Annotated in this window: 23 protein-coding genes and 1 riboswitch; of the genes, 3 read left to right on the top strand and 20 right to left on the bottom strand. The window is 41.6% G+C overall.

Going from position 1 to position 26776, the window contains the following annotated elements:
* Positions 1 to 436: 436 nt before the first annotated feature.
* From lysS to pth, 12 genes are all read right to left on the bottom strand, one after another.
* Positions 437 to 1927, bottom strand: coding sequence for a lysine--tRNA ligase (gene lysS, locus LFUMFP_RS02340; protein WP_106483586.1), 1491 nt, complete (start codon positions 1925 to 1927; stop codon positions 437 to 439).
* Between the two features lie 98 nt (positions 1928 to 2025).
* Positions 2026 to 3015 (bottom strand): tRNA dihydrouridine synthase DusB, encoded by a 990-nt coding sequence (dusB, locus tag LFUMFP_RS02335; protein ID WP_025083887.1) that lies wholly within the window; start codon positions 3013 to 3015, stop codon positions 2026 to 2028.
* A 78-nt stretch (positions 3016 to 3093) separates the two neighbouring features.
* Positions 3094 to 3981, bottom strand: coding sequence for an Hsp33 family molecular chaperone HslO (gene hslO, locus LFUMFP_RS02330; RefSeq protein WP_025083886.1), 888 nt, complete (start codon positions 3979 to 3981; stop codon positions 3094 to 3096).
* Between the two features lie 91 nt (positions 3982 to 4072).
* Entirely contained in the window at positions 4073 to 6184 is a 2112-nt protein-coding gene (gene ftsH / locus LFUMFP_RS02325) for an ATP-dependent zinc metalloprotease FtsH (RefSeq protein ID WP_106482998.1), read from the bottom strand.
* Positions 6185 to 6272: 88 nt separating this feature from the next.
* Positions 6273 to 6818, bottom strand: a complete 546-nt coding sequence (gene hpt / locus LFUMFP_RS02320) for a hypoxanthine phosphoribosyltransferase (RefSeq protein WP_106482997.1) — start codon at positions 6816 to 6818, stop codon at positions 6273 to 6275.
* A 45-nt stretch (positions 6819 to 6863) separates the two neighbouring features.
* Positions 6864 to 8234 (bottom strand): tRNA lysidine(34) synthetase TilS, encoded by a 1371-nt coding sequence (gene tilS, locus LFUMFP_RS02315; RefSeq protein ID WP_106482996.1) that lies wholly within the window; start codon positions 8232 to 8234, stop codon positions 6864 to 6866.
* 92 nt (positions 8235 to 8326) lie between these two features.
* On the bottom strand, positions 8327 to 8773 hold the full coding sequence (locus tag LFUMFP_RS02310; RefSeq protein WP_025083882.1) for a S1 domain-containing RNA-binding protein: 447 nt from the start codon (positions 8771 to 8773) through the stop codon (positions 8327 to 8329).
* Positions 8774 to 8893: 120 nt separating this feature from the next.
* Positions 8894 to 9292 (bottom strand): FtsB family cell division protein, encoded by a 399-nt coding sequence (locus tag LFUMFP_RS02305; RefSeq protein WP_106483585.1) that lies wholly within the window; start codon positions 9290 to 9292, stop codon positions 8894 to 8896.
* Positions 9293 to 9748: 456 nt separating this feature from the next.
* Positions 9749 to 10015, bottom strand: a complete 267-nt coding sequence (locus tag LFUMFP_RS02300) for an RNA-binding S4 domain-containing protein (protein ID WP_025083880.1) — start codon at positions 10013 to 10015, stop codon at positions 9749 to 9751.
* Positions 10016 to 10024: 9 nt separating this feature from the next.
* Positions 10025 to 11608: a putative polysaccharide biosynthesis protein gene (locus LFUMFP_RS02295; protein ID WP_106482995.1), complete on the bottom strand. Its 1584-nt coding sequence runs from the start codon at positions 11606 to 11608 to the stop codon at positions 10025 to 10027.
* Between the two features lie 15 nt (positions 11609 to 11623).
* Positions 11624 to 15142 carry a transcription-repair coupling factor gene (gene mfd, locus LFUMFP_RS02290; RefSeq protein WP_106483584.1) on the bottom strand — a complete coding sequence of 1173 codons (3519 nt, stop codon included), beginning with the start codon at positions 15140 to 15142 and terminating at the stop codon, positions 11624 to 11626.
* Between the two features lie 156 nt (positions 15143 to 15298).
* The gene (gene pth, locus LFUMFP_RS02285; RefSeq protein ID WP_025083878.1) at positions 15299 to 15856 is read right to left on the bottom strand and encodes an aminoacyl-tRNA hydrolase; all 558 of its coding nucleotides are present in this window, start codon (positions 15854 to 15856) and stop codon (positions 15299 to 15301) included.
* Between the two features lie 239 nt (positions 15857 to 16095).
* Here pth and LFUMFP_RS02280 point away from each other — a divergent pair, with 239 nt between their 5' ends.
* Positions 16096 to 17073, top strand: coding sequence for an L-lactate dehydrogenase (locus tag LFUMFP_RS02280; protein WP_025083877.1), 978 nt, complete (start codon positions 16096 to 16098; stop codon positions 17071 to 17073).
* 96 nt (positions 17074 to 17169) lie between these two features.
* On the opposite strand, the gene LFUMFP_RS02275 is transcribed toward LFUMFP_RS02280, so the two are convergent.
* A complete protein-coding gene (locus LFUMFP_RS02275; RefSeq protein ID WP_025083876.1) occupies positions 17170 to 17616 on the bottom strand; it encodes a transcriptional regulator, SarA/Rot family in 447 nt (148 codons plus the stop codon).
* Positions 17617 to 18321: 705 nt separating this feature from the next.
* Here LFUMFP_RS02275 and LFUMFP_RS02270 point away from each other — a divergent pair.
* A complete protein-coding gene (locus LFUMFP_RS02270) occupies positions 18322 to 19698 on the top strand; it encodes a L,D-transpeptidase family protein (RefSeq protein ID WP_025083902.1) in 1377 nt (458 codons plus the stop codon).
* Between the two features lie 316 nt (positions 19699 to 20014).
* On the opposite strand, the gene LFUMFP_RS02265 is transcribed toward LFUMFP_RS02270, so the two are convergent.
* Positions 20015 to 20683 (bottom strand): O-methyltransferase, encoded by a 669-nt coding sequence (locus tag LFUMFP_RS02265; RefSeq protein WP_106482994.1) that lies wholly within the window; start codon positions 20681 to 20683, stop codon positions 20015 to 20017.
* A 131-nt stretch (positions 20684 to 20814) separates the two neighbouring features.
* On the opposite strand from LFUMFP_RS02265, the gene cbpA reads away from it, so the two are divergent.
* Positions 20815 to 21495: a cyclic di-AMP binding protein CbpA gene (cbpA, locus tag LFUMFP_RS02260; RefSeq protein ID WP_106482993.1), complete on the top strand. Its 681-nt coding sequence runs from the start codon at positions 20815 to 20817 to the stop codon at positions 21493 to 21495.
* A 336-nt stretch (positions 21496 to 21831) separates the two neighbouring features.
* Here cbpA and LFUMFP_RS02255 read toward each other — a convergent pair whose 3' ends face one another.
* From LFUMFP_RS02255 to LFUMFP_RS02230, 6 genes are all read right to left on the bottom strand, one after another.
* Entirely contained in the window at positions 21832 to 22356 is a 525-nt protein-coding gene (locus LFUMFP_RS02255) for a QueT transporter family protein (protein ID WP_025083899.1), read from the bottom strand.
* A gap of 5 nt (positions 22357 to 22361) precedes the next feature.
* Positions 22362 to 22406: riboswitch (PreQ1 riboswitch) on the bottom strand.
* Between the two features lie 84 nt (positions 22407 to 22490).
* Complete coding sequence (locus LFUMFP_RS02250; RefSeq protein ID WP_025083898.1) at positions 22491 to 22856, bottom strand: type II toxin-antitoxin system PemK/MazF family toxin; 366 nt, start codon at positions 22854 to 22856, stop codon at positions 22491 to 22493.
* A gap of 13 nt (positions 22857 to 22869) precedes the next feature.
* Positions 22870 to 23136: a hypothetical protein gene (locus LFUMFP_RS02245; protein ID WP_025083897.1), complete on the bottom strand. Its 267-nt coding sequence runs from the start codon at positions 23134 to 23136 to the stop codon at positions 22870 to 22872.
* Positions 23137 to 23201: 65 nt separating this feature from the next.
* A complete protein-coding gene (gene alr, locus LFUMFP_RS02240; protein ID WP_025083896.1) occupies positions 23202 to 24353 on the bottom strand; it encodes an alanine racemase in 1152 nt (383 codons plus the stop codon).
* Between the two features lie 5 nt (positions 24354 to 24358).
* Positions 24359 to 24712, bottom strand: coding sequence for a holo-ACP synthase (gene acpS, locus LFUMFP_RS02235; RefSeq protein WP_025083895.1), 354 nt, complete (start codon positions 24710 to 24712; stop codon positions 24359 to 24361).
* Positions 24713 to 25150: 438 nt separating this feature from the next.
* Positions 25151 to 26767, bottom strand: a complete 1617-nt coding sequence (locus LFUMFP_RS02230; RefSeq protein ID WP_025083894.1) for a degradosome RNA helicase CshA — start codon at positions 26765 to 26767, stop codon at positions 25151 to 25153.
* Positions 26768 to 26776: the final 9 nt, after the last annotated feature.

The raw sequence follows: 26776 nt of genomic DNA, 5'->3' as shown, positions 1-26776 counted from the left end.
TTGCTAGCGAATTGACTTCGCAAATATGTTGTGCCCCGAAGGGCGACCCTACACATTTGATTTGTCGAAACTTTGTTCAGTTTTCAAAGATCTACGTTGGTTGTCGAAACAACTTAATTAGTATATCATGCGATGTCATTAAATGTCAAACATTTTTTGAATATTTTTTGTATAAATATTCAATTCAGTTCTCTTACAACACCATCTGCTTGAATAACTTGTGTCTCACTGACAACATAGACTACTATAACAGCTATCAAACTGTTCGTCAAACTTTTTTTAATCGAGTCAATTCAGAACTTTCACCCGCAAAACTATCATTAGTATCCGTTATTTATCGTTAAAAATGCAATTCATTATTATAGATATGCATATATAACGAACGATACCGAAAATTACACAAAAAAAACGCCTTAAAAGGCGTTTTTAAAAAATATTATTTTTCTTCAGTTGATTGGTTTTCAGGACGCATTGTTGGGAACAATAAGACATCGCGAATTGAAGCAGCATCCGTTAACAACATCGCTAACCGATCAATCCCAATTCCAAGACCCCCCGTTGGTGGCATCCCGTATTCTAATGCTTCAATATAATCTTCATCGATACCTTCGGCTTCATCATTCCCGTTTTCACGTTCTTGTGCTTGGGCTTCAAAACGAGCGCGTTGGTCGATTGGATCATTTAATTCAGTAAACGCATTGGCGTATTCATTCCCATGCATGAACAATTCCCAACGATCAGTAAAACGATCATCTTCAGTATTCTTCTTTGCTAATGGTGAAATTTCAACCGGATGGCCATAAATAAAGGTTGGTTGCACTAACGTATCTTCAACGAATTCTTCAAAGAAGGCGTTAATGATATGACCCACTTGCCAATATTCTTCATATTTCACATGATGTTCATCTGCTAATTGACGCGCTGTTTCGATAGTCATTGTTTGCCAGAAATCGACACCGGTTTGCGCTTTGATCGCATCAACCATGTGAATTCGTGCAAAATCACCATCGAGATCAATATCTTGACCTTGATAATTAATCTGACCAGTTTCTAAAACTTTATGGGCCACAAAGCGAATAATGCCTTCGGTTTCATCCATCACGTCTTTATAATCGAAATAAGCAGCGTATGTTTCTAACATTGTAAATTCAGGATTATGTTTCGTATCAATCCCTTCATTCCGGAAGACCCGGCCAATTTCATAGACCCGTTCCATCCCACCAACAATTAAGCGTTTCAGATGTAATTCAAGCGCAATCCGTAGGTAAAGGTTGATGTCTAGTGCGTTATGATGTGTAATGAATGGCCGTGCAGAAGCGCCACCGGCTTGACCGTGCAAGACCGGCGTTTCAACTTCGGTAAAACCATGCGTATCTAAATATTCACGAACGGCTGAAATAATTTTACTCCGTTTGGTAAAACGTGCCATACTTTCTTCATTCGCAATCAAGTCTAAATAACGTTGACGATAAATTTGTTCAACATTCGTTAAACCGTGATATTTATCGGGTAATGGACGCAACGCTTTCGCTAAGAAAGTCACGTGAGTCGCTTTAACCGTCAATTCACCCATATCTGTTTTCATAATTTGACCGGTGATGCCTAGATGATCACCTAAATCAGATTTTTTGAAGATTTGATAGTTTTCTTCGCCAACGGTATCTTTACGAACATAAATCTGGATTTTACCTGAACGGTCGCGAATATCGGCAAAACCTACTTTGCCTTTGCCCCGTTTAGACATCATCCGACCTGCAATCGTCACTTCTTGATTCTTAAGATCTAAGTCGTCTTTTTCGATTGCTTCAAATTCACTGTGTAAATCTGCTGCTAAATGTGTCCGGTCAAAACGATGACCGAATGGATCGATGCCTTCATCTTTAAGTAGTTGCATCTTATCCCGACGGACCTTAAGTTGGTCATTCATTTCTTTTTGATTATCTTTTTGTGCCAACTGACAATTCCTCCATTACTTTCAATTATCTACTGTGTTGATTTTAACACGAAAATAGCCCCCTGCGGAAGCTATTCTGCGATTCTTGCTTCAGTTTCTTCAACAAAACGGTCTAAAATGTCGCCGACTGCTTGTTCAGTTTCGACTTCATTGACTTTCGCCTTGGTTTTAGCGGCGCGGGGAATCCCCTTCAAATAATAAGCCGCTTGTTGTCTGAACTCGCGACAAGCCACATTTTCGCCCTTGAGTTCAACTAAGCGGTGCAATTGTAATTTAGCCGTTGCAATTTTTTCGCGAGGCGTTGGTTCGGCAATTAATTCACCCGTTCGCAAGTAAGTTTCCACTTGGCGTAAAATCCACGGGTTGCCTAAAGCCGCGCGACCAATCATGACTGCATCCGCGCCGACTTCGTCCAACATGCGTTTGGCATCTTGCGGCGTCCGGACATCACCGTTACCCATAAACGGAATCGTTAATGCCTGTTTAACCTGTTTTAAAACGTCCCAATCAGCGTGGCCCGTATACATCTGTTTCCGCGTTCGACCGTGCATTGCTAAGGCTGAAGCCCCTGCACGTTCGGCAGCTAACGCATTTTCAACGGCGAAAACGTGATCTTCGTCCCAACCCGTTCGCATTTTAATCGTGACTGGTTTCTTAACCGCGTCAGTGACGTATGACACCATTTCATAAACTTTATTCGGATCTAATAACCAACGCGCACCGGCATCGGTCTTAACGACTTTATTGACCGGACAACCCATATTAATATCGATAATATCGGCTTCGGTATGTTGATCGACAAATTTTGCGGCTTCTACTAAAGTATCTTTCGAACCACCAAAAATTTGAATACTAATAGGATGTTCCGTTGGATCAACAAACATCATCTCTAATGTTTTTTTATTATTATACATGATGCCACGATCACTAATCATTTCGCAGACGACTAAACCCGCGCCGAATTCCTTCGCAGTCACTCGAAATGCTGCGTTGGTAATCCCGGCCATCGGTGCGACGACGACTTGATTTGGAATTGTGATATCCCCTATTTGCCATGTCATTGTGCCAAACCATTCCCTTCGTGTCTTTCGACAATATCTCAATAATCATAGCAAAAAAAGAATCAACTAGCAAAAATTTTAATTGGCTGCTTGTTCCGCTAAAATTTGTTGTAATTCGGCTTCACTAAATTGATAGCGTTCGCCACAAAAACGGCAAACGGCTTCGGCACCATGGTCTTCGCTAATCAATTGTTCTAAATCAGCGGGTTTAATTGAACTCAACGCTTTGGCAAAACGGTCTTTTGAACAATCACAACGGTATTTGACTGGCATTTGTTCTAACGTCTTCATTGGCAGTTCGCCAACGATTTCGGCAATAATCGCTTCTGGCGTTAACCCCTGTTGCAATAATTCAGAAACAAGTGGCATTTCTTGCAAACGCGCTTCAAGCACATCAATTAAGCGGTCATCGGCACCGGGTAACATTTGAATCATGAAGCCTCCAGCGACTTCAACAGTATTATCGTCTTTAACAAAAACTGATAATCCAACAGCTGAAGGGGTTTGTTCTGATTTTGCCAGATAGTACGTAAAATCTTCACCTAGTTCGCCTGATACTAATGGGACTTGACCGGTAAACGGTTCTTTTAAACCTAAATCTTTCGTCACCGATAAGCTCCCAGTTGTCCCAACGCCACCTTTGACGTCAATTTTTTGACGGTCATTCAATGGTAGATTGACGTGGGGATTTTGAACGTAACCTTTAACCGTGCCTTGTGCGTCACCGTCAACCACAATTTTGCCGACGGGGCCATCACCTTCGACGCGCACGGTCATTTTCGTATCACCTTTTAAACCAGCCGCACTTAATAGTAGTGTCCCGACAATGGTCCGACCAAAAGCAGCCGAGGACGTTGACCAAGTATCTTGTTTCTGCTGCGCTTCAGCTACTAACTGCGTCGCATTAACGGCATACGCACGTAATTGGCCATCTTCTGAAATCTGTTTCACTAAATAATCTTGCATCTTAAATACCCTCTTTTACGATTAATTGATGGTTGAGACAAAAGAAGCTGTGACAAAACGATTTGTTTTGTCACAGCTTCTTTCAATATCTTTAAACTTGATCGTTTGAATCATCTGAATCGTCAGCTTTTTTTGGTGCTTCTGGTTCTGATGTTGGGGCATCGTCTGCCACTTCATCCGTTTTAGAGTCATCAGTTGTTTCAGCTTCAGCATTCTTCTTAGAATCTTTAGCTTCTAACGCTTTTTTAGATTCTTCAAAAGTCGCTGCTTTTTCACTTGGAAATTCGTCATTATCACTTTCAGGCATCTTGCCATCATTGAATAAGCTCAAAATTTCTTTTTCGTTTAATGTTTCATATTTCAAGAGCATTTCGGCAATCAACTTATGTTGTGCACGATGACTTTGAATGATTTCAAAGGCTTGTTTGTGGGCTTCATCAATTAAGCGACGAATTTCACTGTCAATCGTTGCGGCAGTTGCTTCAGAAAAGGCAGGTGCTTGACCATAAGAAGCCCCAACGAATGGTTGGCCTTCTTTTTCAAGTGCGACCGTTCCTAAAGCTTTGGTCATCCCATATTGCGTAACCATGCTCCGAGCGATATCGGTTGCTTGTTCAAAATCGTTTGAGGCACCGGTTGATTCAGCATTGAAGATAATTTCTTCAGCCGTCCGACCACCGAGTAACCCTGTCATCTGTTCAGTCAATTCTTTCTTAGTCATCAAGAACTGATCAGTCTTAGGTAACATAATTGCGTAACCGCCAGCGCGACCACGTGGGACAATTGTGACCTTGCGAACGACTCGTGAATCGCTCAACACTAACCCAATAATCGCATGTCCAGCTTCATGGTACGCCACTGAATTACGTTCCTTCGGATTAATGACCCGATCCCGTTTAGCGGGGCCGGCAATCACACGATCTTCAGCTTCATCAACATCAGAAGCATCAATCTTTTGTTTACTACGACGAGCAGCGACTAAGGCCGCTTCGTTTAAGACGTTTTCAAGATCGGCACCAACGAACCCTGGGGTTTGTTGGGCAATCACTTTAAGATCAACATCGTCTGCTAATGGTTTGTTCTTAGCATGAACTTTCAAGATGGCTTCACGGCCCTTAACGTCAGGACGACCGACTAGAATCTTCCGATCAAAACGACCTGGACGTAGTAAGGCTGGATCTAAGACATCTGAACGGTTGGTAGCGGCGATGACAATCACGCCTTCGTTACCAGAGAACCCATCCATTTCAACCAACATCTGGTTTAATGTTTGTTCCCGTTCATCATGACCGCCACCCATGCCGGCGCCACGTTGACGACCGACTGCATCAATTTCATCAATGAAAATGATTGATGGCGCTGCTTTTTTAGCTTGTTCAAACAAGTCACGAACCCGACTTGCCCCAACCCCGACAAACATTTCAACGAAATCTGAACCGGAAATTGAGAAGAACGGTACACCCGCTTCACCAGCGACTGCTTTTGCTAATAATGTTTTACCAGTACCTGGGGGGCCTTCCAAAAGGACACCGGCTGGGATTCTTGCACCCAACGCGGCAAACTTACGGGGATCTTTCAAGAATTCGACGACTTCGACCAATTCTTGTTTTTCTTCTTCAGCACCAGCGACATCAGAGAAGCGAACCTTATTGGCTTTCTTATCTGCTTTTTGAGCTTTTGATTTACCAAAGCTCATCATCTTGCCACCTTGACCGCCACCTTGACCGGCTTGGCTCATCATCATGTAGAATAATCCGACCATGATAATAATTGGTAAGAAGACACTGATAATACTTACCCACCAACCAGATTGAGGTTCTTGGAGTGTTTCAACCTTGGTTTTACTTTGATTCGCCAATTTCGTCATTTGACTAACTTGTGAATCGCTTTGTAAAAGCGTGGTTGTAAAGTGCGTTACTTTTTTATTATTGGTTTTTTGACCAAAAAATGTTGCTTTAGGCTGTTTTACAGTTTGTGCTTTACGATATTCTCCTGAAATTTTATAAATACCATTTGTTGGTTGAATTGAAAGTGTCTTAACTTTATCAGACTTCAATTCACTCAAAAATGTACTTGATTGAACTTCTGTAGACTCTGAACCGGAGTTGCCATTCAAAAAGAATGAAAATACACCGACTAAAGCCACTAGGATAATAATGTAAAACAGACTATTACTAAACAGTCCGTTCTTCTTGTTCTTCATGCGTGACCTCCTGAAGCTTCTCATCATTTATGACACAGTGTCTCTTTGATACTGTTAAACTATAACATATCTGACTTTCATTGACCATTTATTTACCTGAATAAATTTCCGGTTTTAAAACGCCAATTGTCCCCATATTACGGTAACGTTCGGCATAATCTAATCCGTATCCCACGACGAATTCATTTGGGACTTCCATCCCCACATAATCCGAATGAACTGGCACGACTCGTCGGCTTGGTTTGTCCATTAAAGTACAAACTTTAATCGAATTCGCTTGCCGTGTTTTAAAAATTGCCATTAAGTAGTTCAATGTGCGACCCGTATCCACGATGTCTTCAACAATTATGATATCGCGCCCTTGAACACTCGTGTCCAAATCTTTGATAATCTTAACTTCTCCGGAAGACATTGTGCCATCACCGTAACTCGACACATCCATAAAATCAATTTCAACGTGCAAATCAATTTCACGAATCAGGTCAGTCATGAACACAATCGCGCCCTTTAGAATTCCAATCATCAACGGGTTCTTGCCTTGATAATCAGCTGTAATCTGCTTGCCCAAACGTTCATTAACCTGTTGAATATCTGCTCTGGTATACAAAATACGTTCAATATCTTTTTCTAACATCGTTGAGCTAGCCTCCGTTTCAGTAAAACCTGAATATTTTGGTGTTTAATCGCAACATAGTACGTACCGTATTTTACCAGTTTGTGGTTGATTAAACAATGCTGAAACCCGTAATTGCGGAAGACCAATTAATTGGTCATGGCTCCAGACACCCCAGCTATTTTGTCGTTGCCTTTGTGACCATTTTAAATCGATAAAAAGCCGTTTAATTGACTTTGTGTGTTCGTGACCGATTGCCAAACGTTCCGACCCGGTTAATTGTTGCACCGTCAATGGCCAGTCTGTTGATGTTAACCAAATGACTTGTTGACTGGTCACTTTTTGCGGGAGATGCTCTAAATCAAAAACACCAATTCGTTCGGCATTCGGTAGCAGACACCATTGATTGACCGTCAATTTTGCTGACCAAGTCGTTCCCACTGACTCCTGCGGTTGCCCTGGCCGGATGATAAATTGATTGTAAACCTTCATTAAAACGTAATCGTGTCCCAAATCAATTTGGCCTTGTGGCTTAGCTTGTTGATTGGTGAACTGGATCAATTCGGTTAACTGGTTGTTTTTTAAAGCGGGCAATCCAGGATATTCAGTCCGCCATAATTGTTGCCAGATTAATCGCTGTTGAACCGGCGTGAATTGTTGGATAATCGTTAAATTACCCACCAATTCAGTTTGCGCTTTATGCCTCACCATTAACTTGACCACCGTCATGGCCCAATCATTTTGACTAGTTAATAAGGCCGATAGACTCGTGCTAAAGCGGTTCGCATTTTGAATCACTTGCGGGTTCTCTTGTTTCAATTGGGGCACGATTTGATGTCGGACGCGGTTGCGCAATACATCTAAATTTTGATTGGTTCCATCTTCGAAGTATTGAATGCCTTGTTGATTCGCGAATTGGCGTAATATTGCTTTATCAAATGTTAATAACGGCCGAATCAATTGGCCGGTTCCAAATGGCCGGCTAACCTGAATGCCTCGCATTTCATGCAACTCACCACTGCGAATTAATTTCATCACAAGCGTTTCTAGTTGATCATCACCGTGGTGCGCCGTCAACAAAACTTTCGCACCGGTCGATTCCATCACTGATTCAAAAAACTGATAACGAAATTGGCGGGCAGCTGCTTCGATGCCAGTGGTCGGATGCGCGTTAGCTGGCCAATGCGCCACTTTTAAGGTTAATTGTTGTTGTTCACAATATTGTCGGAGATACGTTTCTTCGGTGGTACTTTCCGCACGTAATTCATGATTGACGTGGGCGACGATGATGGTTGGTTTTAATCCCATTGGTAATTGCGTTAATAATTGTAAAAGCACCATCGAATCAACCCCGGTCGAGGTCGCAACCACCACTTTTTCAGCCGGTTGCCAAAATTGCTGTTCTTTAATTAAATTTTGAAACGCTTGTGTCACCATGCTACCCCTCCCGTCTAATCAATAAAGGCCAGATCAAAAGTTTACGAAACAACCTTCAATCTGACCTTTAAGATGATACTACTTTATTAATATTAACTACGACGACCGCCACGGCCACCGCGTTTACCTTCTGTATTACGTTTAATTGTCGACAAACGATCTTCACTATCTTTCAAGAAGCCTGACAATAAATCATCAAAATCTTCCTTCTGAGGTGCGCTTGCATGTTCCGGCTTGCGATAACCACCACGATTAGTGCTCGGACGACTACTATGTTGTGGTCGAGCGTGTTCTTGTTCTTTCGGTTGATCAACTGCTTTTCTAATCGAGAGGCCAACTTTACCATTTTGATCAGACATCACCTTAACGGTAACCTCATCCCCAACACTTAATACGTCATGAATATCTTTAATATAACTATCAGAGACTTCACTAATATGTACTAATCCGGTTTTGCCTTCTCCCAAATCGACAAAAGCGCCAAAATTCGTGATACCTGTTACTTTACCAGCAACTTTCGAACCAACTTCAACTGCCATATAAAACTACGTCCTCCTAAAATGGTCGTTTGAACTTATCAAACATTTAGTCACATAATCGTGATCTTTAATAAAATAAGTATAGCACGCTTTGGCCTTGAAACAAGCGTGTTGGCTGAATTATTTTTGTTGTTGTGTTAAATTGGGCGCCTTATCTTGTGGCAAACTATAAATCGTTTCCCCATCTTTAGAATAGTAATATTTATATCGAATGTATTTTGCTAAATAATCATCATCATGCAATTGCTTAACTTCGATTTTTAAATCGGACTCTTGCGCTTTAGCTTGTTTCAATTGCTTTTTTTTGACCGTTTGTTTCTGTTCAACATTCGCCAACGTTTGGTGCGTTCTAAAAATCTGAACACCGCAAACTAGAACTAAACAAACGGCTAAAATACTAAGTCCAATTAGCCGGCGCCGATGAACTTGGTGTACGTGTGCTTTTTGCTGTTTCGACCGATTTTGGGCGGCCTGTTGTTGGGTATAATCATTTTCAATTTTTGTTATTTTCTGGCTCACCACAAAACACCTCCGAATTCCAATTGTATCCATTATAACAAGTTAGCGAAAACAACGTCAATATTGTTTGCCGATTATTAATGACTTTTATTAACAGGCTGAATGATATTGAAGCTAATTGCCCATTCTATCGCTAAAAACCACCAGTCAATCCCTAATTTGGATTGGCTGATGGTTTTTATTTTAAGCGCTACTCAAAAGCTAACTGCAACTCACGGTACTCTTTTACTTAAACGTGCTTCTAAGTTGCAACAACTTCCACTTAACCTAAAATCGCCAATTATCTTAAGTTCAAGATAACTGGCGATTTTTGTTAATGCTCAGTTGCTACCCGCAACTCACAGCACTCTTTTGCTTAAACGCGCTGACTCAACCAGCTTCTTCCGTCTAGCTACAAATAAACGCGGATGACCAAAATTCAGGCCATCCGCGTTTATTTTAGGCTATACTCAGAAGCTAATCGGTTGAGTCAGCGCTCTTACTTTCTATTATTTCATACATTTCTGCTGCGTCGCTCTTTTTCGTTGTTTCGATAATTTGGGTAATCTTGACGATTAGGGTTTTGTTACCAAAACCAATTTCAAGCTTATCACCGACGACTACGTTGCTCGATGATTTAGCGGGACGGTCATTAATTAAAATCCGGCCTTTATCCGCGATTTCTTTGGCGACGGTCCGCCGTTTAATGATTCGTGATACTTTTAAAAATTTGTCTAAGCGCATCTGATTGCCCTACCTTTTTATTTTTTTAGACAGTCGCAACAATTGGCGACCGCCAGGAATTGTTAACCATTCCCGAATTGTAAAGAGTTGCCATCTGAGTGCTAGTCCAACAAAGACCAACACACCAACTGTAATGCCGACGCCAGTACTCATAATCGCCGCACCGCGCGTCATTAATCCAAAATGAGTGATGTCCAACGCAATTTTAACTGCTAGCCACATCATGCCACAGATCAGCAATAATTTAAACGTAAAACGCTTGGGGGCCAATGCGTTTTTAACCAATTCTGGTGATTGACGCAAGACGAGATACAAGACGACCCCTAAACTGATGACAGTCCCTAAGCTGGCCCCAACAATCTGAAAGTGTTGCACTAACCATTGATTAATCATAATTTTGACGGCAATCCCAACGAGCAGCGCAATCGTCGTCTTATAAAATTGATCCAAACTTTGCAAGACACTATTACAAGCGTTGATTAACGCAATAATCGCGATACTGAACATGTACCAAACCAGTGCTCGATTGCCATCCGCATCCCCAAAGAGGAACACATTGACCTGTGGCATTAAAACCATCAATCCAGTTGCGGCCGCAGCCGACAATCCTAAACTGATGTGAATTAACGCTTCCGCTACTTGCCGGAATTGTTGATCTTGTTGGCGTTGGCGGGCTTGCGATAAGCTCGGAATCAAAGTTGATGAAAAAGCCATCGAAATCACTAAGCCTAATTGGACTAGCGGTTGGGCCCGATCATAGACCCCCTTGAGATTTTTAGCGGCCGCGTCGGTTAAGCCCCCTAAAACTAAGCCTTTTTTGACCGTAAAAGAATCAATTAATTGTAACAAGACAATTAATGAAGCAAACAGGCAAATCGAACCGCCTTCAATCAATAATTTCTTCGCCAATCCTTTATAGGACTGCCAATCGATTCCTTTAGTGACCGGTCCGCGCCAGACAAAAGCGCGTTCGGCCGGTTTTAATAAGGAAATCGTCGCCACTAAACCGCCGAAGAACGCACCCGTCATCGCCCAAGTGCCCATTTCATAGACTGACCAGTGTAATTTTAACGACAACCAAGCCGCTAAAATAATCACGACCACTCGGACGAGTTGTTCGGCCACTTGCGAGGTCGCCGTCGGAATCATGTTAAAGATACCTTGGAAATAGCCGCGCGTCACGGCCAAAAACGGCATTAATAGGAACATAAAGGAGACCATTTCAATCAACGGCGCTAACGCTGGATCGGCCATGGCCCCCGCAATCGCCGGGGCCTTAATCTGTAGATAGATAAAAATGGCTGCCCCGAAAATCCCTAACAGTGCGAATGACTGGCGTAAAATTTTAGTTTGTTCGGCGGGTTCAGTCTGTTCAGCCACTAATTTCGAAATATAGACCGGAAAACCGCTCAATGCAAAGGTCATCCCAATCCCGTAAATCGGATAGATTTGTTGATAAACGTAAAAGCCGGTGTTGCCGACCATATTCTGTAATGGAATTCGGTAAACCGCACTCAAGACTTTAGCGATAAATGATGCAATGGATAAAACAACCGCACCCTTCATCAAATTCTGCATTTGCTTATTTTGCATCAAGTCCCTCCTCGTCTATTTGGTTGCTTGTTGTTCAATTTTTAATAACGCTTCAACAAATGTCACTAATTCTTGTAACCAATCCATTAATTGCATCTTCGGTTGGATAATCAGTTTAACACTTAATTTTTCGCGGTCAAATCCGACCGTGGCCTTCAAACGCGTCGCTGATAGTGCTTCAAAGATTTGTTCGCCAGAGACTTTTTGACTGCCTTTAGGCGACAACGTCACTTGTAAATCGCCTTTAATCTGTTTAATGGATTCAATCAACGCTTCATCAGCGGTCATCTTCAACTGACCAATCATCAATAGATTCGCGACTTGTTCAGGATAATCCCCAAAACGGTCAATTAGATCGGCCTGAATTTCAGCATACGCCGCTTCCGAATCCATTTGGCGAATTCGTTTATAAATTTCAATTTTTTGCCGTTGATCATTAATATAATCTTCCGGTAAATAAGCTTCAATTTTAAGGTCAATTTCGGTATTGGTTTTGGCCGCCACTTTTTTGCCCTGTTTCTTAGCAACTGCTTCACTCAACATTTGTGAATACATATCAAAACCGACTGAATCGATAAAACCGTGTTGTTGCTTCCCTAATAAATTACCCGCGCCCCGAATCGATAAATCGCGCATCGCAATTTTAAAACCGGAACCCAATTCGGTAAAATCTTTAATCGCTTGGAGCCGTTTCTCACTGACTTCGGTCAACACTTTATCCGGTTGATACATGAAATAACCGTAAGCCACACGACTACTCCGGCCAATCCGACCACGTAATTGATAGAGTTGCGATAAGCCGTAATGATCAGCATCTTCGACAATCATCGTATTAACGTTGGGCATATCAACCCCCGTTTCGATAATCGTCGTCGTGACTAACACATCATACTTACCTTGAACGAAATCGTAGATGACCCCTTCCAATTGAGCCTCGGTCATTTGACCATGGGCATAGCCAACAGTTGCTTCAGGTACCAAAGCTTCGATTTCAGCCGCCGTTTGTTCAATATCACTGACCCGATTATGCAAATAAAAAACTTGGCCGTTGCGTTCGAGTTCACGTTCAATCGCTTCACGCATCGCCCCCGCATTTTGTTCCATTACGTAAGTTTGAATCGGGTAACGGTTAGTTGGTGGTGTTTCAATCACCGATAAATCACGCACACCGAGCATCGACATATGCAACGTTCGTGGAATGGGCGTCGCCGTCAACGTCAGCACATCAACTTGCGCCTTTAATTGTTTGAGCCGTTCTTTATGTTTGACGCCGAAACGTTGTTCTTCATCGACAATCAACAACCCTAAATCTTTAAATTCAACGTCTTTTGATAGGAGACGATGTGTCCCAATGACGATGTCGACTTGGCCGGTGGCTAAATCCTTTAACGTCGCGTTGACTTCTTTGCGCGTTTTAAAGCGGGATAATAAGCCGACTCGCACTGGAAAATCCGCAAACCGCGTCAACAGATTCTCGTAATGTTGTTGAGCCAAAATAGTTGTCGGTACTAAAAAGGCGATTTGCTTGCCCGCTTCAACGGCTTTAAAAGCCGCCCGTAAGGCCACTTCGGTTTTCCCGAAACCAACATCCCCGACCAATAAACGATCCATCGGTTGAACCCGTTCCATATCATGTTTGATTTCAGCAGTACTCCGTAATTGATCATCCGTTTCCGGATAAGGAAATTGCGCTTCAAAATCGGCTTGCATTTGATCGTCCTTCGGAAAAGCGTAGCCGCGTTCTGCTTCTCGTTGCGCGTACAATTCGATTAAATCGTCCGCGATATCTTCAATCTTAGCAGTGACCTTATTCTTGGTCTTCTGCCATTCGCCACCACCTAGTTTGTTAACTTTCGGCGTCTTAGCTTCGGCAGAAACGTATTTCTGAACCATGTTTAGTTGCGTCACTGGAATGAATAACTTGCCATTATCCCGGTAAACGATTGTGATGTAATCTTGGTGAACGCCGTCGACTTCCAACGTTTCCATCCCGACGTATTCACCAATCCCATGATTGACGTGCACGACGTAATCGCCGGGTTTGAGTTCGCTATAACTCTTAAGCCGTTCCGCATTCGCTAACGTTTGACGCCGAACTTTCTTTTTGGGTGCGGTGTTAAAGAGTTCTTTTTCCGTTAAAACGACTAATTTTAAATCGGGTAATTCAAAGCCGTTTTGTAACGAACCTTGCACGATTTGGATTTGTCCCGGTACTATTTGCGTTTTGTTGGCAACGACCGCTTCGATTTCAAAGTCGTGGAAGGTCTGGTCGATTTTCTTAACCCGTTTTTGATCAGAGACGAGCACAATCACCGTCTGCTTTTGTTTTTGCCAATGACTCATTTCGGTCTTTAATAACGGCATCTGGCTAAAGAACTGTTGCACATTACGCGTTGGCAGATTGGTCAACGCATCTAATTTTAAATTGCCCATCCCTTTTTGGAATAACGATAAATACAGTTGGGGATGCTGATCTTTTTTGATCATTTCGTGAGCATCTAATAATAACGTCTGCGTCGGCAATAGCCGGCGATTAGCGATCATATCAGTTTGCCAATTCGCGGCTTCTTCATTTAAGATCCGTTGTGTTTCTTGAATCCGCGGATAATCGTCAAAAATGACGAGCCCACTTTTCTTGAAATAGTTAAATAAGTTATCTTTTTCGGGATATAAATAATCAATGTACAGCGCCAAATTTTCTAACCGTTCGCCGGCTTGCAACCGTTCAATCGGCGTCTCAAAATTAGTTGCTAACAATTGACGTTCTTTTTTGTCCGTAATCTGTTGGGCGTTTGCTTGATACGCCGCTTGTAGCGCATCGCCAGCCATTGCGAGTTGGGCTTCATTGGCTAACAAATCCGTGGCCGGCATCAATTGAATCCGTTCAACGTTTTCGATGCTCCGTTGAGTATCGGCTGCAAACGAACGCATTGAATCCACCGCCGTATCGAACAATTCGATTCGAACCGGATTTTCAGCGTCTAATGGAAAAATATCAACGATATCCCCCCGCATTGCAAATTCACCCGGTTTCCCGACCAATTTATCCCGAAGATAACCCATTTCACTTAACTGAGTTGCTAACGTCGCTGGATCGATTTCACTATTGCTGTCAATCGTCAATTGGCCATCTTGCCATTGGCGGACAGAAGGTAACAAACGACGCATCCCTGCAATCGAGGTGATAATAATCCCCTTTTTGCCAGTGACCATGAAGCTTAGTGTTCGAACCCGCTCCGCTTTGGCTTCTGGCGAACTGGTTGCCATTTCCGCCGCCATCACTTCTTCAACTGGAAAAGTATAGATTTGATCACTATTCACTTGATTAGCTAAATCTTCGGCGACTTGGTTGGCCTGGAAAGTATTACTTTCAATAATCAATAACGGTTGGCGCTGTTGTTTATAAACCGTCGCTAAAAAGAGGGTTTTCGCTGAACCGGATAATCCGGTCAGCAACTGTTTACCCCCTTGTTGTTGATTGGCTAATACTGTTTGAACCTGTTGGGTTTGCCCTAACATTGCGATTAAATCCATGACTAATTCCCTATCTTTCTCAAAATGACCGTACATAGACGTGCTTTTGCTTCCAAGTTTCTGCGTTTAGCTACGCTACGCAAACGAAGTCCTAAACCCGGACTTCATTCACGTTGCTAGGCTAATCCTCAAAACTTTACCGTCAGCAAAAGCACTCTAGTTATATAAATTCATTGTTTTCATAAAATTATCGTTTTGACACCAATCGTCGATGGCTTCGCACGCTTGGTCGATTGTTTGGGCGATCACTGGAGCGGCGTCTTTATCAAACTTCGTTAATACCCAGTTAACAACCGTACTTTTTTGGGGATGTTGAATCCCGATTTTAACGCGTTTAAAATCTTGGCTCTGGACACTGGCAATAATACTTTTAATCCCGTTATGGCCACCAGCTGATCCTTTTTGGCGTAAGCGTAACTTACCAAGTGTCAAATCCATATCGTCTTGAATCACCAATAAGTCAGCAACATCAATCTGATAATATTTCAGTAAAGGCCCAACTGAACGGCCCGAATCATTCATAAAGGTCAACGGTTTCACTAAAAAAACAGTTTCCCCTTCATATTTAAAACTACCGTACTCAGCTTCGAAATCATGTTTGTTTAACGTCACGTTATGTTGTGCGCATAGTTGATCAATGACCATGAAACCAATGTTGTGTTTCGTTTGTGCATATTTGCTGCCTGGATTACCTAAACCGACGATCATTTTCATCATTAAAACCTCTTTTTAATTAATAAACACGGTCAATATCAAAGCAAAAATACTGAGAAGCGACTCCTCCCCAGTTTCCCGTTGACTATAGCCATAATTATACCATATCTGATTTTCTTTCTATATTAGGAAACTATTAGTTTTCTGAAAATTTAATCAAAATCAGCGAACATTCTTGTAAATTATGCTATACTAGTTTTCGAAATGAAGAATTGATAGACAGAAGGGACGTCATTATATTGGCAAATATTGAAAAAGATCATCAAAAAGTAATCCTAGTCGGCGACGGCGCTGTAGGTTCTAGTTACGCTTATGCATTAACTTTACAAGGTATTGCACAAGAAATCGGTATCGTAGATATCTTTAAAGAAAAAACACAAGGTGATGCAATTGATTTATCTGATGCATTAGCTTTCACTTCTCCTAAAAAGATCTATGCTGCTGATTACTCAGACGCAAAAGACGCTGACGTTGTTGTTATCACTGCTGGTGCACCACAAAAACCAGGTGAAACACGTTTAGACTTAGTAAGTAAAAACCTTAAGATTTTGAAGACTATCGTTGATCCTATCGTTGAATCAGGCTTTAACGGTATCTTCTTAGTTGCTGCTAACCCAGTTGATATCTTAACTTATGCAACATGGAAATTATCAGGTTTCCCTAAAGAACGCGTTATCGGTTCTGGTACATCACTTGATTCAGCTCGTTTCCGTAAGGATATCGCTGAAATGGTCAACGTTGATGCTCGTTCGGTCCATGCTTACATCATGGGCGAACATGGCGACACAGAATTCCCTGTATGGTCACATGCTAACATCGGTGGCATCAAGATTTCTGAATGGGTTAAAGCCCATCCAGAAGTTAATGAAGAAGAATTACTTAAGATTTTTGAAAGTGTTCGCGACGCAGCTTACACAATCATCAACTTAAAGGGTGCAACATTCTACGGTATCGGTACTGCATTAGCACGGATTACTAAGGCTATCTTAGATGATGAAAATGCTGTCTTACCATTATCAGTATACATGGATGGCCATTATGGCTTGAACGATATCTTTATCGGTTCACCTGCCGTTATCAACCGTTCAGGTATTACGAACATCCTTGAAATTCCATTGACTGATCACGAAATGGAAAGCATGCACAAATCAGCTCAACAATTAAAAGATATCGTTACAACTGCTTTTAAAGAATTAGATATCGAAACTCGCCAATAATTTTTAATTAACGGCCAATAAAATAGTGTGCCATCACTTCTTTTGAAGTGGTGACACACTATTTTTTATTGAACACCGTGACTAAGTACCCCCTAGTTAAACTTGGTTTAGCGGCTGTTCTTGATGATTAATCTGGCTTAAATAATGATTGACATCAGCCATTAAATTCAATTCTTTGATATCAATTTCATCCCCCCACATCAATAATTCATGCTTAATCGCCTCATAAATATCGTTGCCTTCGGGTGTGACCGTCACCCACATTAAACGTTGGTCTTCCTGTTCACCGCGAATTTTATGAATTAATTTTTTAGCCTGTAGAATATTTAATTTTCTAGAGACTGCCGGCATTGATGTTTTAAAAAAGATGGCTAATTCGCTTGGCGAGTTGCGATCCTCTTCAATAATTTGTTCCAAGACTAAAAATTGTTCAAAACTCAATTCATGTTTTTGACTAATCCCATTTAAATTATTGGAAATCCGTTGTAATTTCGCATACCATGCCCCCAACAATTGCATCTTCTTATTCGGTATCTCTGACATAAGTTATCCCCCGTATCAAAATAAACCTGCGACTATCTTATTGATTAATCGTGACACCATTAAACGAATAACAGTGGCCTATTTTAATTTTTTATTGATCATTTATTTTAAATAACAGCCATTCTAAAAATCATTTATTATTAGTTTTTATAGACGCCAATTCATAACTATTAAATTATTGATAATCCTCCCAAACAAACCAATGTTAAAAATATATATAGCAGACTCCCTTCGTTAATTGTTAGCTTAAGCCTTACTGTTCTTTGCTTTGCACTTAACAAATCTTATATTAGCGCAACAATATCTTCTGTGCAATGAATAATTGTTAAAAGATTAACATAGAAAATTAATGGCTTTAATTATCTGGTTGTAACGGGGATTCTACTTTTTTATAAATCCGAAATAACACCTACTATCAACGATATGTATTCATCAATATTTCAACATTAACTTAATTGTTTTGATTAATCATCTTTTTAATAAATTGTTTCGCAAAGCACTATTTAATGTGTCGCCAATCAGTCTTTTTATTTTTTGATTCTGTGAATTCGTTTAATTTAACCTTAAAATTATCTGATTTTGAAACTTTTTCATTTCTTTTTAAAGATAACTCTAGTATGCTTACTAATAGTTAATACCCTTTGTAACATTTGAAACATTGCGGTATACTAAGCACCTATTCAGATAAAGATTGGAGTTATTACTGTGCAGTTTACCAAAAAACTTTATGTCACGTTAGCCGGTGTGGTAGTTGTTCTAGCTGGTGGCTACGCGTTAGTCAGCCATCACTATCAATCTGCCTTCTTACCGCATACAGAAGTTGCCGGTGTCGATATCAGTGGTCGATCAGTGGCCGAAGCCAATCAAGTCTTATTGAAAAAGGTCAATAACCAGAAATATACGTTAAAGGACCAACAGAATTCAGTCCTGACGTTTAGTGGTCAAGCGGCCGGCTTTAGCCATAATTTTAAACCACTCCTAAAAAAGATGCGTCAAACGCAAAATGGTTGGACTTGGTTGAGTCGTTCCTTCGGCGAACACCAAACAACGAAAGCGGAAGACGCCCTTATTTTGGACACTAATTCATTCAACCAATTTGCTAGCCAGACCGTGACTAAGCTAAACGCCTCGCGAACAGCTTCCAAAAATGCCCAGGTTGACTTAACTGGGACTGATTATCAGATTACCAAAGAAGTTTATGGGAATACGATTAGCCTCGCTAAATTCAAAAAGACTGTCGCCCATGGGATTAATCAAGGGACAACCACCATTAATTTGCAAAAAGACTATGATCAACCCACGATTAAATCAACTGATCAAAAATTGCAAAAGACGGTTAAAGAATTAACCACGATTGCGAATGAAACGATTAATTATTCTGTCGATGGCAATACCTTCCAAGTCCCTAAGTCAGAGATTCGGAGTTGGTTAACTGAACAAGATGGCACGGTTCAGCTTAGTAAGACCGCTATTACTAATTACGTCATTCAGATGAAGACTCAATACGATACCTACGATAAACCATTGACCTTTAAATCAACTAAGCAAGGCACTGTGACTGTCCCCGCCGGTATTTATGGCTGGAGTATCTCACAAGCCGATGAAGTTGCTGCTTTGATGTCTGAGGTCCCTAAAGGCAAGAGCTTTTCACGGACCGCAGTAATTAACGGCTCCGGAATCGCTAACAAAACCCGAAGTGTTGGTTCAACCTATATCGAAATTGATAAAAAAGCGCAGCACATGTGGCTCTATCAAGATGGTAAAGTGACGATTGAAACCGATATTGTCACGGCTAAGCCACCTCAAGTGACCCCTAGTGGTGTTTGGAGTATCTGGAAAAAGGAACGCAATGCCACGTTAAAAGGGACTAATTCCGATGGGACTGCGTATGCTAGTCCAGTTAGTTATTGGATGCCAATTGACGAAACCGGCGTTGGGATTCATGATTCTTCATGGCAACCTAAATACGGCGGCGATTGGTATAAGGAACATGGTTCTCATGGTTGTATCAATACCCCACCAGCAACCATGGCCAAATTATACGATGCTGTTAGCGAAGGTATTCCAGTCGTCGTCATTTAAAAATAACCACAAAAAAACAATCCGATTTGGATTGTTTTTTTGTGCGCTAAAGATCGGAATTCTAGGCTAAAATGTGCTTCTCAAGTAGCCTTTTCCGGTTAACTACAAAATGGGTATCATGAGTAAAAAACACTCATAATACCCATTTTTAGGTTAATCCTCAAAGTCTGACCAACTTGAGTTAGCACTCTGTCCTAAAACGTGCTTCTCAGCCAACTTCTTCCGTCTAGCTACGTCTGGCAAACAAAGTTCATAGACCGAACTTTATTCGCCAGACTAGGCTAATGCTCAGAAGCTACCCGTGAGTTGTAGCGCTCTATCTTTCCGTAATCATCAATACGCCGTCGCCTAGTGGTAGTAGGCTGCTGTATAGGGTTTTATCAGGTAAGACTGTTTCGAATAATTCGTTTAGTTTACGATGAATACCCCGATTGCGGTGTTCAATTTCATTTTTAGGTAAGAAAATTGTCCCGCCTTGTAACACGTCATCAATTAACAAGACGCCGCCCGGTGCTAATAACCGTAGGCAATCTGGTAAGAATTCAATGTATTTCGATTTAGCCGAATCCATAAAAATTAAATCATACGAACCGGTTAACGTCGGCAGAATATCGGCGGCATCGCCGTTTTTTTGCGTGACTTTATCTGTTAATCCTAACCGTTTAAAATTAGTGGCCGCCCGTTCGTACATTAATTCATAGCGATCAATCGTCGTCACGTGACCACTGGCTGGCATCACACTCGCCATTAACGCCGCTGAAAAGCCAATCGCCGTTCCAATTTCTAAAATTTGTTGCGGTTGTTTCATCGCCACTAGTTGTTGTAAAAAGGCGACGGTCTCATGCGGAATCACCGGAATCCCTTTCTCGTGGGCCTGTGCTTCAAGTTCGCCAAGCGGACCATCTAGAACAGCCACTTTGGTACGCATAAAATCGAGGACTGCTTGATCAACGACCGGTTGGTGCATCATTTTATTGAGTTCCATTTCTTTTTCACCATCTCATCAATATTTAATATTTCTTCACTAAAGCCAGAAACTATTTATGTTAATTCTACCAATGGTATGCTATGATTACATCAGTATATGAGAGAATTTTAATCTAAGGAGCTGTGCCTATGCTAATCAAATCCCTTGTTTTACCCAAAGAACGTTTATCGACCATTGAAGAATCGGTCACTTTAGAAGAAGCATTAACCCTTTTGGAAGAATCTGGTTACCGTTGCGTGCCCGTTTTAGACGCTAGTGGTAAGATTTTCCGCGGGAATATCTACAAAATGCATATTTACCGTCATAAATCACAAGGTGGCGATATGCAATTACCCGTCACAAGTTTATTAAAAAATATGACAAAATACATTCCAGTTGATGCGCCATTTTTCAAAGTATTTTTTAATATTAAAGATTTACCCTACATCGCTGTCTTAGATGAAGATAGTAATTTCTTCGGGATTTTAACGCATAGCACGCTGTTGAATATGTTGTCCGAAGCTTGGAATCTTGAATTAAGCAGTTATGTGCTGACCGTCCTATCAGCCGGCGAACAAGGCGACTTAGTGGCGATGTCGAAGATTATCGCTAAATACACGTCGATTGCCAGCTGCATGACGTTAGATGCCAAACAAGACGAGTTTGTTCGTCGAACGCTCTTCACGTTACCCGCTGGTTTAGATATCGAAATTTTGAAGAAGATTATTAGTAAACTTGATAAAAAAGGCTTCACCGTTCCTGAAATTGATGATTTACAATCTGGCAAAGCCCTTCGGAACGATGCCGATGAAATCGAAAACTTAATTTAACAAACAAAAATGACGTCCTCTTTTAATTAAAGGAGACGTCATTTTTTTGGCTATTCTCAGAAGCTACCCGTGAGTGTCAGATGCTTCAATCTTAACGCGCTTCTCAAGTAGCCTTTTCCGTCTAGCTACGAATCGCAAATTATGACTAAAACCAGTCATAATTCACAATTCTAGGCTATACTCAGAAATTCCCGGCTGATCAGCGCTCCTATTTTTAACGCGCTTCTCAAGTAGCCTTTTCCGGTTAACTACAAAATCAGCATTATGATTCAAAATACAAATCATAATGCTGATTTCTAAGTTAATCCTCAAAGCCTGACCAACTTGGATCAGCGCTTAGTTCATTTGTTGTTTGAAGTGTAATACTTTATCGACCGCATACATAATTGGTGCGGTGATCGTCATGATGACCCCTTCCGAAATGGCGAGGGATAGATAGGTTGGCCAGAACGGTATTTTCGTGCTAGCGGTTGAACCCGTTAAGACAATCATCCACGCAATTAGACACATTGAAACGGTGAATAAGACGATATTTAACACCATCTTTTGCCACGTCTTCTTTAAATACGGCATGACTAGCGTTAAAACCAGTAACGCCAATAAGGTTTGACCACCGCCAAATAGCGTATCTAATAATTTATTTTCAGAACTGAAAAAGAAATTAAAGACGATTACCCCGCCAAAAACGCCCCATAAATATTTCTTATTGAAGACGACCAAATGGTTCAAGCCTTCTGAAACCCGAAATTGGATGGCGCCTGACGCAAAACCCAACATCCCTGGAAAAAGGGACAACACCACATACAGAGCTGCCACCAAGCCATTCAAAATGACTTCACGCAGCCGACTTTGATTCGTCATTAAACTGCCTCCTAGTTTTTTTACGTGGGATGGTTACGAACCACGTTTTCTACAGCAAAATCTATTATAGCACAAAAAAGACCTGGTCTAAAAATAGATCAAGTCCCTCCTTGAAACTGCCTTTTTCTTATGTATTAAGGATTCAGAACCGGTTTCAACCCCACACTAATCGTTAAAGCTTTATCGACCTTAGCCATTTTGCTCGCGATTAGATGGGTCACCCGATCTTTGAGCCGCTGTTTATCAATCGTTCTAATTTGTTCTAGTAAAATCACTGAATCCCGCTCAATGCCGTCTTCCTTAGCCGTAATTCCAACATGTGTTGGTAGCTTTGGTTTCTGGATTTTGGCGGTAATCGCTGCAACAATCACAGTCGGACTATGGTGATTACCAACATCATTTTGAATGACTAATACCGGGCGCATGCCACCTTGTTCTGAACCCACGACAGGTGATAAATCAGCATAGAAAATATCACCACGTTGAACTACTGCCACCATTCAGATCCCTCCATTAGGATAAATCAACTGTCCGAATGTGGGCGTAAGCTTCACATTCACACTCATTGAATTCCGCGGCAATCTGACTATTGATGCTGGCCATCTCAGCATACCCACTAATTAATCCATCGACCTTCGCTTGTCTCGTCACCATAAATTCACGTAACGCGTCTTGAATTAAATCATTTTCATCAAGCGCATAAACTTCGCAATAGGTTTTAATTTCTTGGACCAGTTTCGCATCTAAATTAACGGATAGTTGTGCATGGTTAGCATTCATCATCATTAGCCTCCGAATTCAACTCTTTTTAACCTTAGTTCATCCTAACACAGAAATCATGATTTTTAAATATTAATGTCGCCAGTGATTGGTTGATAAACGCGTGGCAATCGTTCGGCTAAGTCACAGGCAATTTCATAATGAATGGTCCCTGCGTAATCAGCAACGTCTTGTAACGAAATCGACTCATTACCACTGTTTCCGACCAACACCACTTTGGTATCAACTGGATATTCATGAGGTAACCGAATCATCAACTGGTCCATGCAAACCCGACCAACGACTTCGCAAAATTGCCCATCAACTAAGACTTGTGACCCCTGCATCCGGCGTAACCAACCATCGGCATAACCGATTGGGACGGTGCCAATCCATTCCGGACTATCCGCAGTATAAGTCGCGCCATAACCAATCTTACTACCTGACTTAACTTCCTTCACGAAACAAAGCTCAGATTCAACCCGCATCGCAGGTTTCAATGGATATGGAACCTGTTCAATGGCTTTACCTGATGGATTCAAACCGTACATGCTGACGCCTAATCGAATCATATTACCATTACAAGCCGCGTGCCACAAACTCGTCGCGGAATTCGAAACATGGACATACCGCGGTTGTTCAGGCAAGACTGCCAACAGCGTTTTAAAGCGTGCTGATTGTTCTTTAAAGTAGGTATCATCTGGATCATCAGCCGTTGCAAAATGCGTAAAGACCCCTTCAAAATCAAAATAATCATTGTGGGTTTGCATAAATTGGTAAGCCGCTAATAATTCGGAGGCATCCCGGAAACCAATCCGCCCCATCCCGCTATCAATCCCCAAGTGAACGTGAATCGGGCGACTATTTTTTTCTGATTTTAAAATGTCATAAGCTTCTTCTAGCCACGTTAATGAACCAACCGTCACTGAAATCTGATTAGCCGCCATTAAACTTGCGTACGATGGTTGGGTAATGCCTAACGTTAAAATCGGTTCGGTAAAATCGGCGCGTCGTAAATCTAGCGCCTCGTCCAAAATTGCCACACAAAAACCGGTTGCCCCAGCCGCTTCAGCCGCCTGCGCTACTGGTACCATCCCGTGACCATAGCCATTGGCTTTAACAACTGCAAAAATTTCAGTCTCTTGATTCTTTAATTGCGCTAATTCATTTTGAACATTTTCATAGATGGCTTGTTGATTAACAAGCACCCGTGTAGGTCGTAAATATCCGACTGTCATGAAGTCTAACCTCTTTCTAAAATAACTTCTGCGATCACCAATGTATCGGTGTGCGATAACGAGACATGGACGGTCCCGTCGAATAACGATTGACGAATATACGGCTTACCGTGCGCATCATTCAGCGTTTCGACATCTTGTAGCCCGACTTGGCCGATGCCAGTTCCATAGGCCTTACTAAACGCCTCTTTAACCGCATAGCGCCCCGCTAAAAATTCTAGGGCGTGCTTGGGTGAATAACTGTTAAATAACGCCAGCTCAGTTGGTGTTAATACTTTTTGCGCAAAGTGGGCATTTTTAGTCTGTGCCTTTTCAAATCGTGCAATCTCCGCCAAATCAACACCTAATCCAATAATCATCGTCTTACTCCCAACACACTAGTTATTTTAATTTAGTTTACCACAATCAACAGACCAACAGAACTAACAGCTTCGTCACATATTTGATGAAGCGGTTACTTGATGAAATTAACAACCAAAAAGCCTGCGACGGTAAATTCCGTCGCAGGCTTGATTGATTTATTCAGTTGCCAACCGGTTTAGTCAGCGCTTTAAACGCTCTTCTAGCTTGCAACAACTTCCGCTTAATCTAAAATAGCGAACCATGACTGAATACCGTCATAATCCGCTATTTTTATTAATGCTCAGTTGCTAAACGCAATCAAAAGCGCTCTATTCTTAAACGTGCTTCTTGAGCAAAGTTCTCCGCCTAACTACAAAATAAGCACTATGGCTAAAAACGCCATAGTGCTTATTTTTAGGTTAATCCTCAAAGCCTAACCCATTCGAGTCAGCGCTCTATTTTTCGTTTGTTCTGATTGTGAAGTTCCGTTTTGAACGGCCTTCACCACTTTTTTTATGGTTGTCATTGCTACGGTTATCGTTGCTACGACGTTTGCTGCTATCGCCATTGCCACCGTTGCTACGACGGCCGTCTTTGTTACCTTCATGACGTTTGCCGTCGCCATTGCTGCTGCCGCCACTACCGTTACGACGATTGTTGCCACGATAGCCACCGCCACCGTTGCCGCCGCGACGTTTGCCGCCACCATTACCATGATGACCGCCGCCGTTACCGCCACGATTACCACCCTTTTTACGTGAAGGTAATGGACGTTCTGGTGTGATCTTAACGGGAACGGATTCTTTACTGATCGTCTTCAAAAGAACTGAAGCTAATTCAACATCTGAGAATTGTTTTAATAATTCTTCAGCGTCTTCATTATACTTCGCCAATTGACCTTTATCGATCATTGAAGTGATATCAGCAACTGATGCTGCTAATTGACCCTTGAAGGCTTCTTTTTCTGAAGGTGGTTGTAAAGGTAACATCCGTTTCTTCGTTAAGTCTTCGATAATGCGTAGGTATTCCATTTCATTTGGTGTTACAAATGTCACAGAAACACCTGATTTACCGGCACGACCAGTCCGGCCGATACGATGAACATAACTATCTGGATCTTGAGGAATATCATAGTTGTAAACATGCGTGACGCCTGAGATATCTAAACCACGGGCAGCGACATCGGTTGCCACTAAGATATCCAAACGGCCAGCCTTAAATGATTTCAAGACGCTCATCCGTTTTTGTTGAGATAAATCGCCATGAATCCCTTCAGCATTATAACCGCGGGCTTTCAAACCACGTGTTAATTCATCAACACGACGTTTTGTCCGACCAAAGATTAACGTTAATTCTGGTGATTGAACATCGAATAAACGCGTCATAATATCGAATTTTTCAAAATCTTTTGCACGAACATAATATTGATCGATTAAATCAGCCGTTAATTCTTTTGACTTGATTTTGATTGTTTCAGGATCAGTCATGAAGGTCTTACCGATCTTCAAGATTGGTGCTGGTAACGTTGCTGAGAATAAAAGTGTTTGACGTTTGTCAGGTACTTGTTTGATGATACTTTCGATATCATCAACGAAACCCATGTCCAACATTTCATCCGCTTCATCCAAAACTAATGTTTGAACGTGATCTAATTTAACCGTACGACGGTTAATATGATCCAATAAACGACCAGGTGTCCCAACTAAAATTTGTGGGTGTTCCTTTAATGAACGGATTTGACGGCGAATATCAGCGCCACCATAGACAACTTGAACTTTCGCTTTACGGTCGCGACCTAAACGATAGAGTTCTTCTTGTGTTTGAATAGCCAATTCACGTGTTGGTGAAATGATTAAAGCTTGAATATTAGGGTTTTCTAAATCTAAGTTTTGTAAGATTGGTAAACCAAATGCTGCGGTCTTACCAGTCCCCGTTTGCGCTTGGCCGATAACGTCCTTGCCAGCTAATGCCAACGGAATAGTATCGCTTTGGATTGGTGTTGCTTCTTCAAAGCCAGCGCGTTCGATGGCTTTCATGATTGGTTCTGTTAAACCTAATTCTGAGAATTTCAAATAGTGTTC

It is taken from the genome of Latilactobacillus fuchuensis (assembly GCF_900258455.1).
In the GTDB taxonomy this organism is placed as follows: Bacteria; Bacillota; Bacilli; order Lactobacillales; family Lactobacillaceae; genus Latilactobacillus; species Latilactobacillus fuchuensis.
This window is presented reverse-complemented; position numbering and strand designations above follow the sequence as displayed.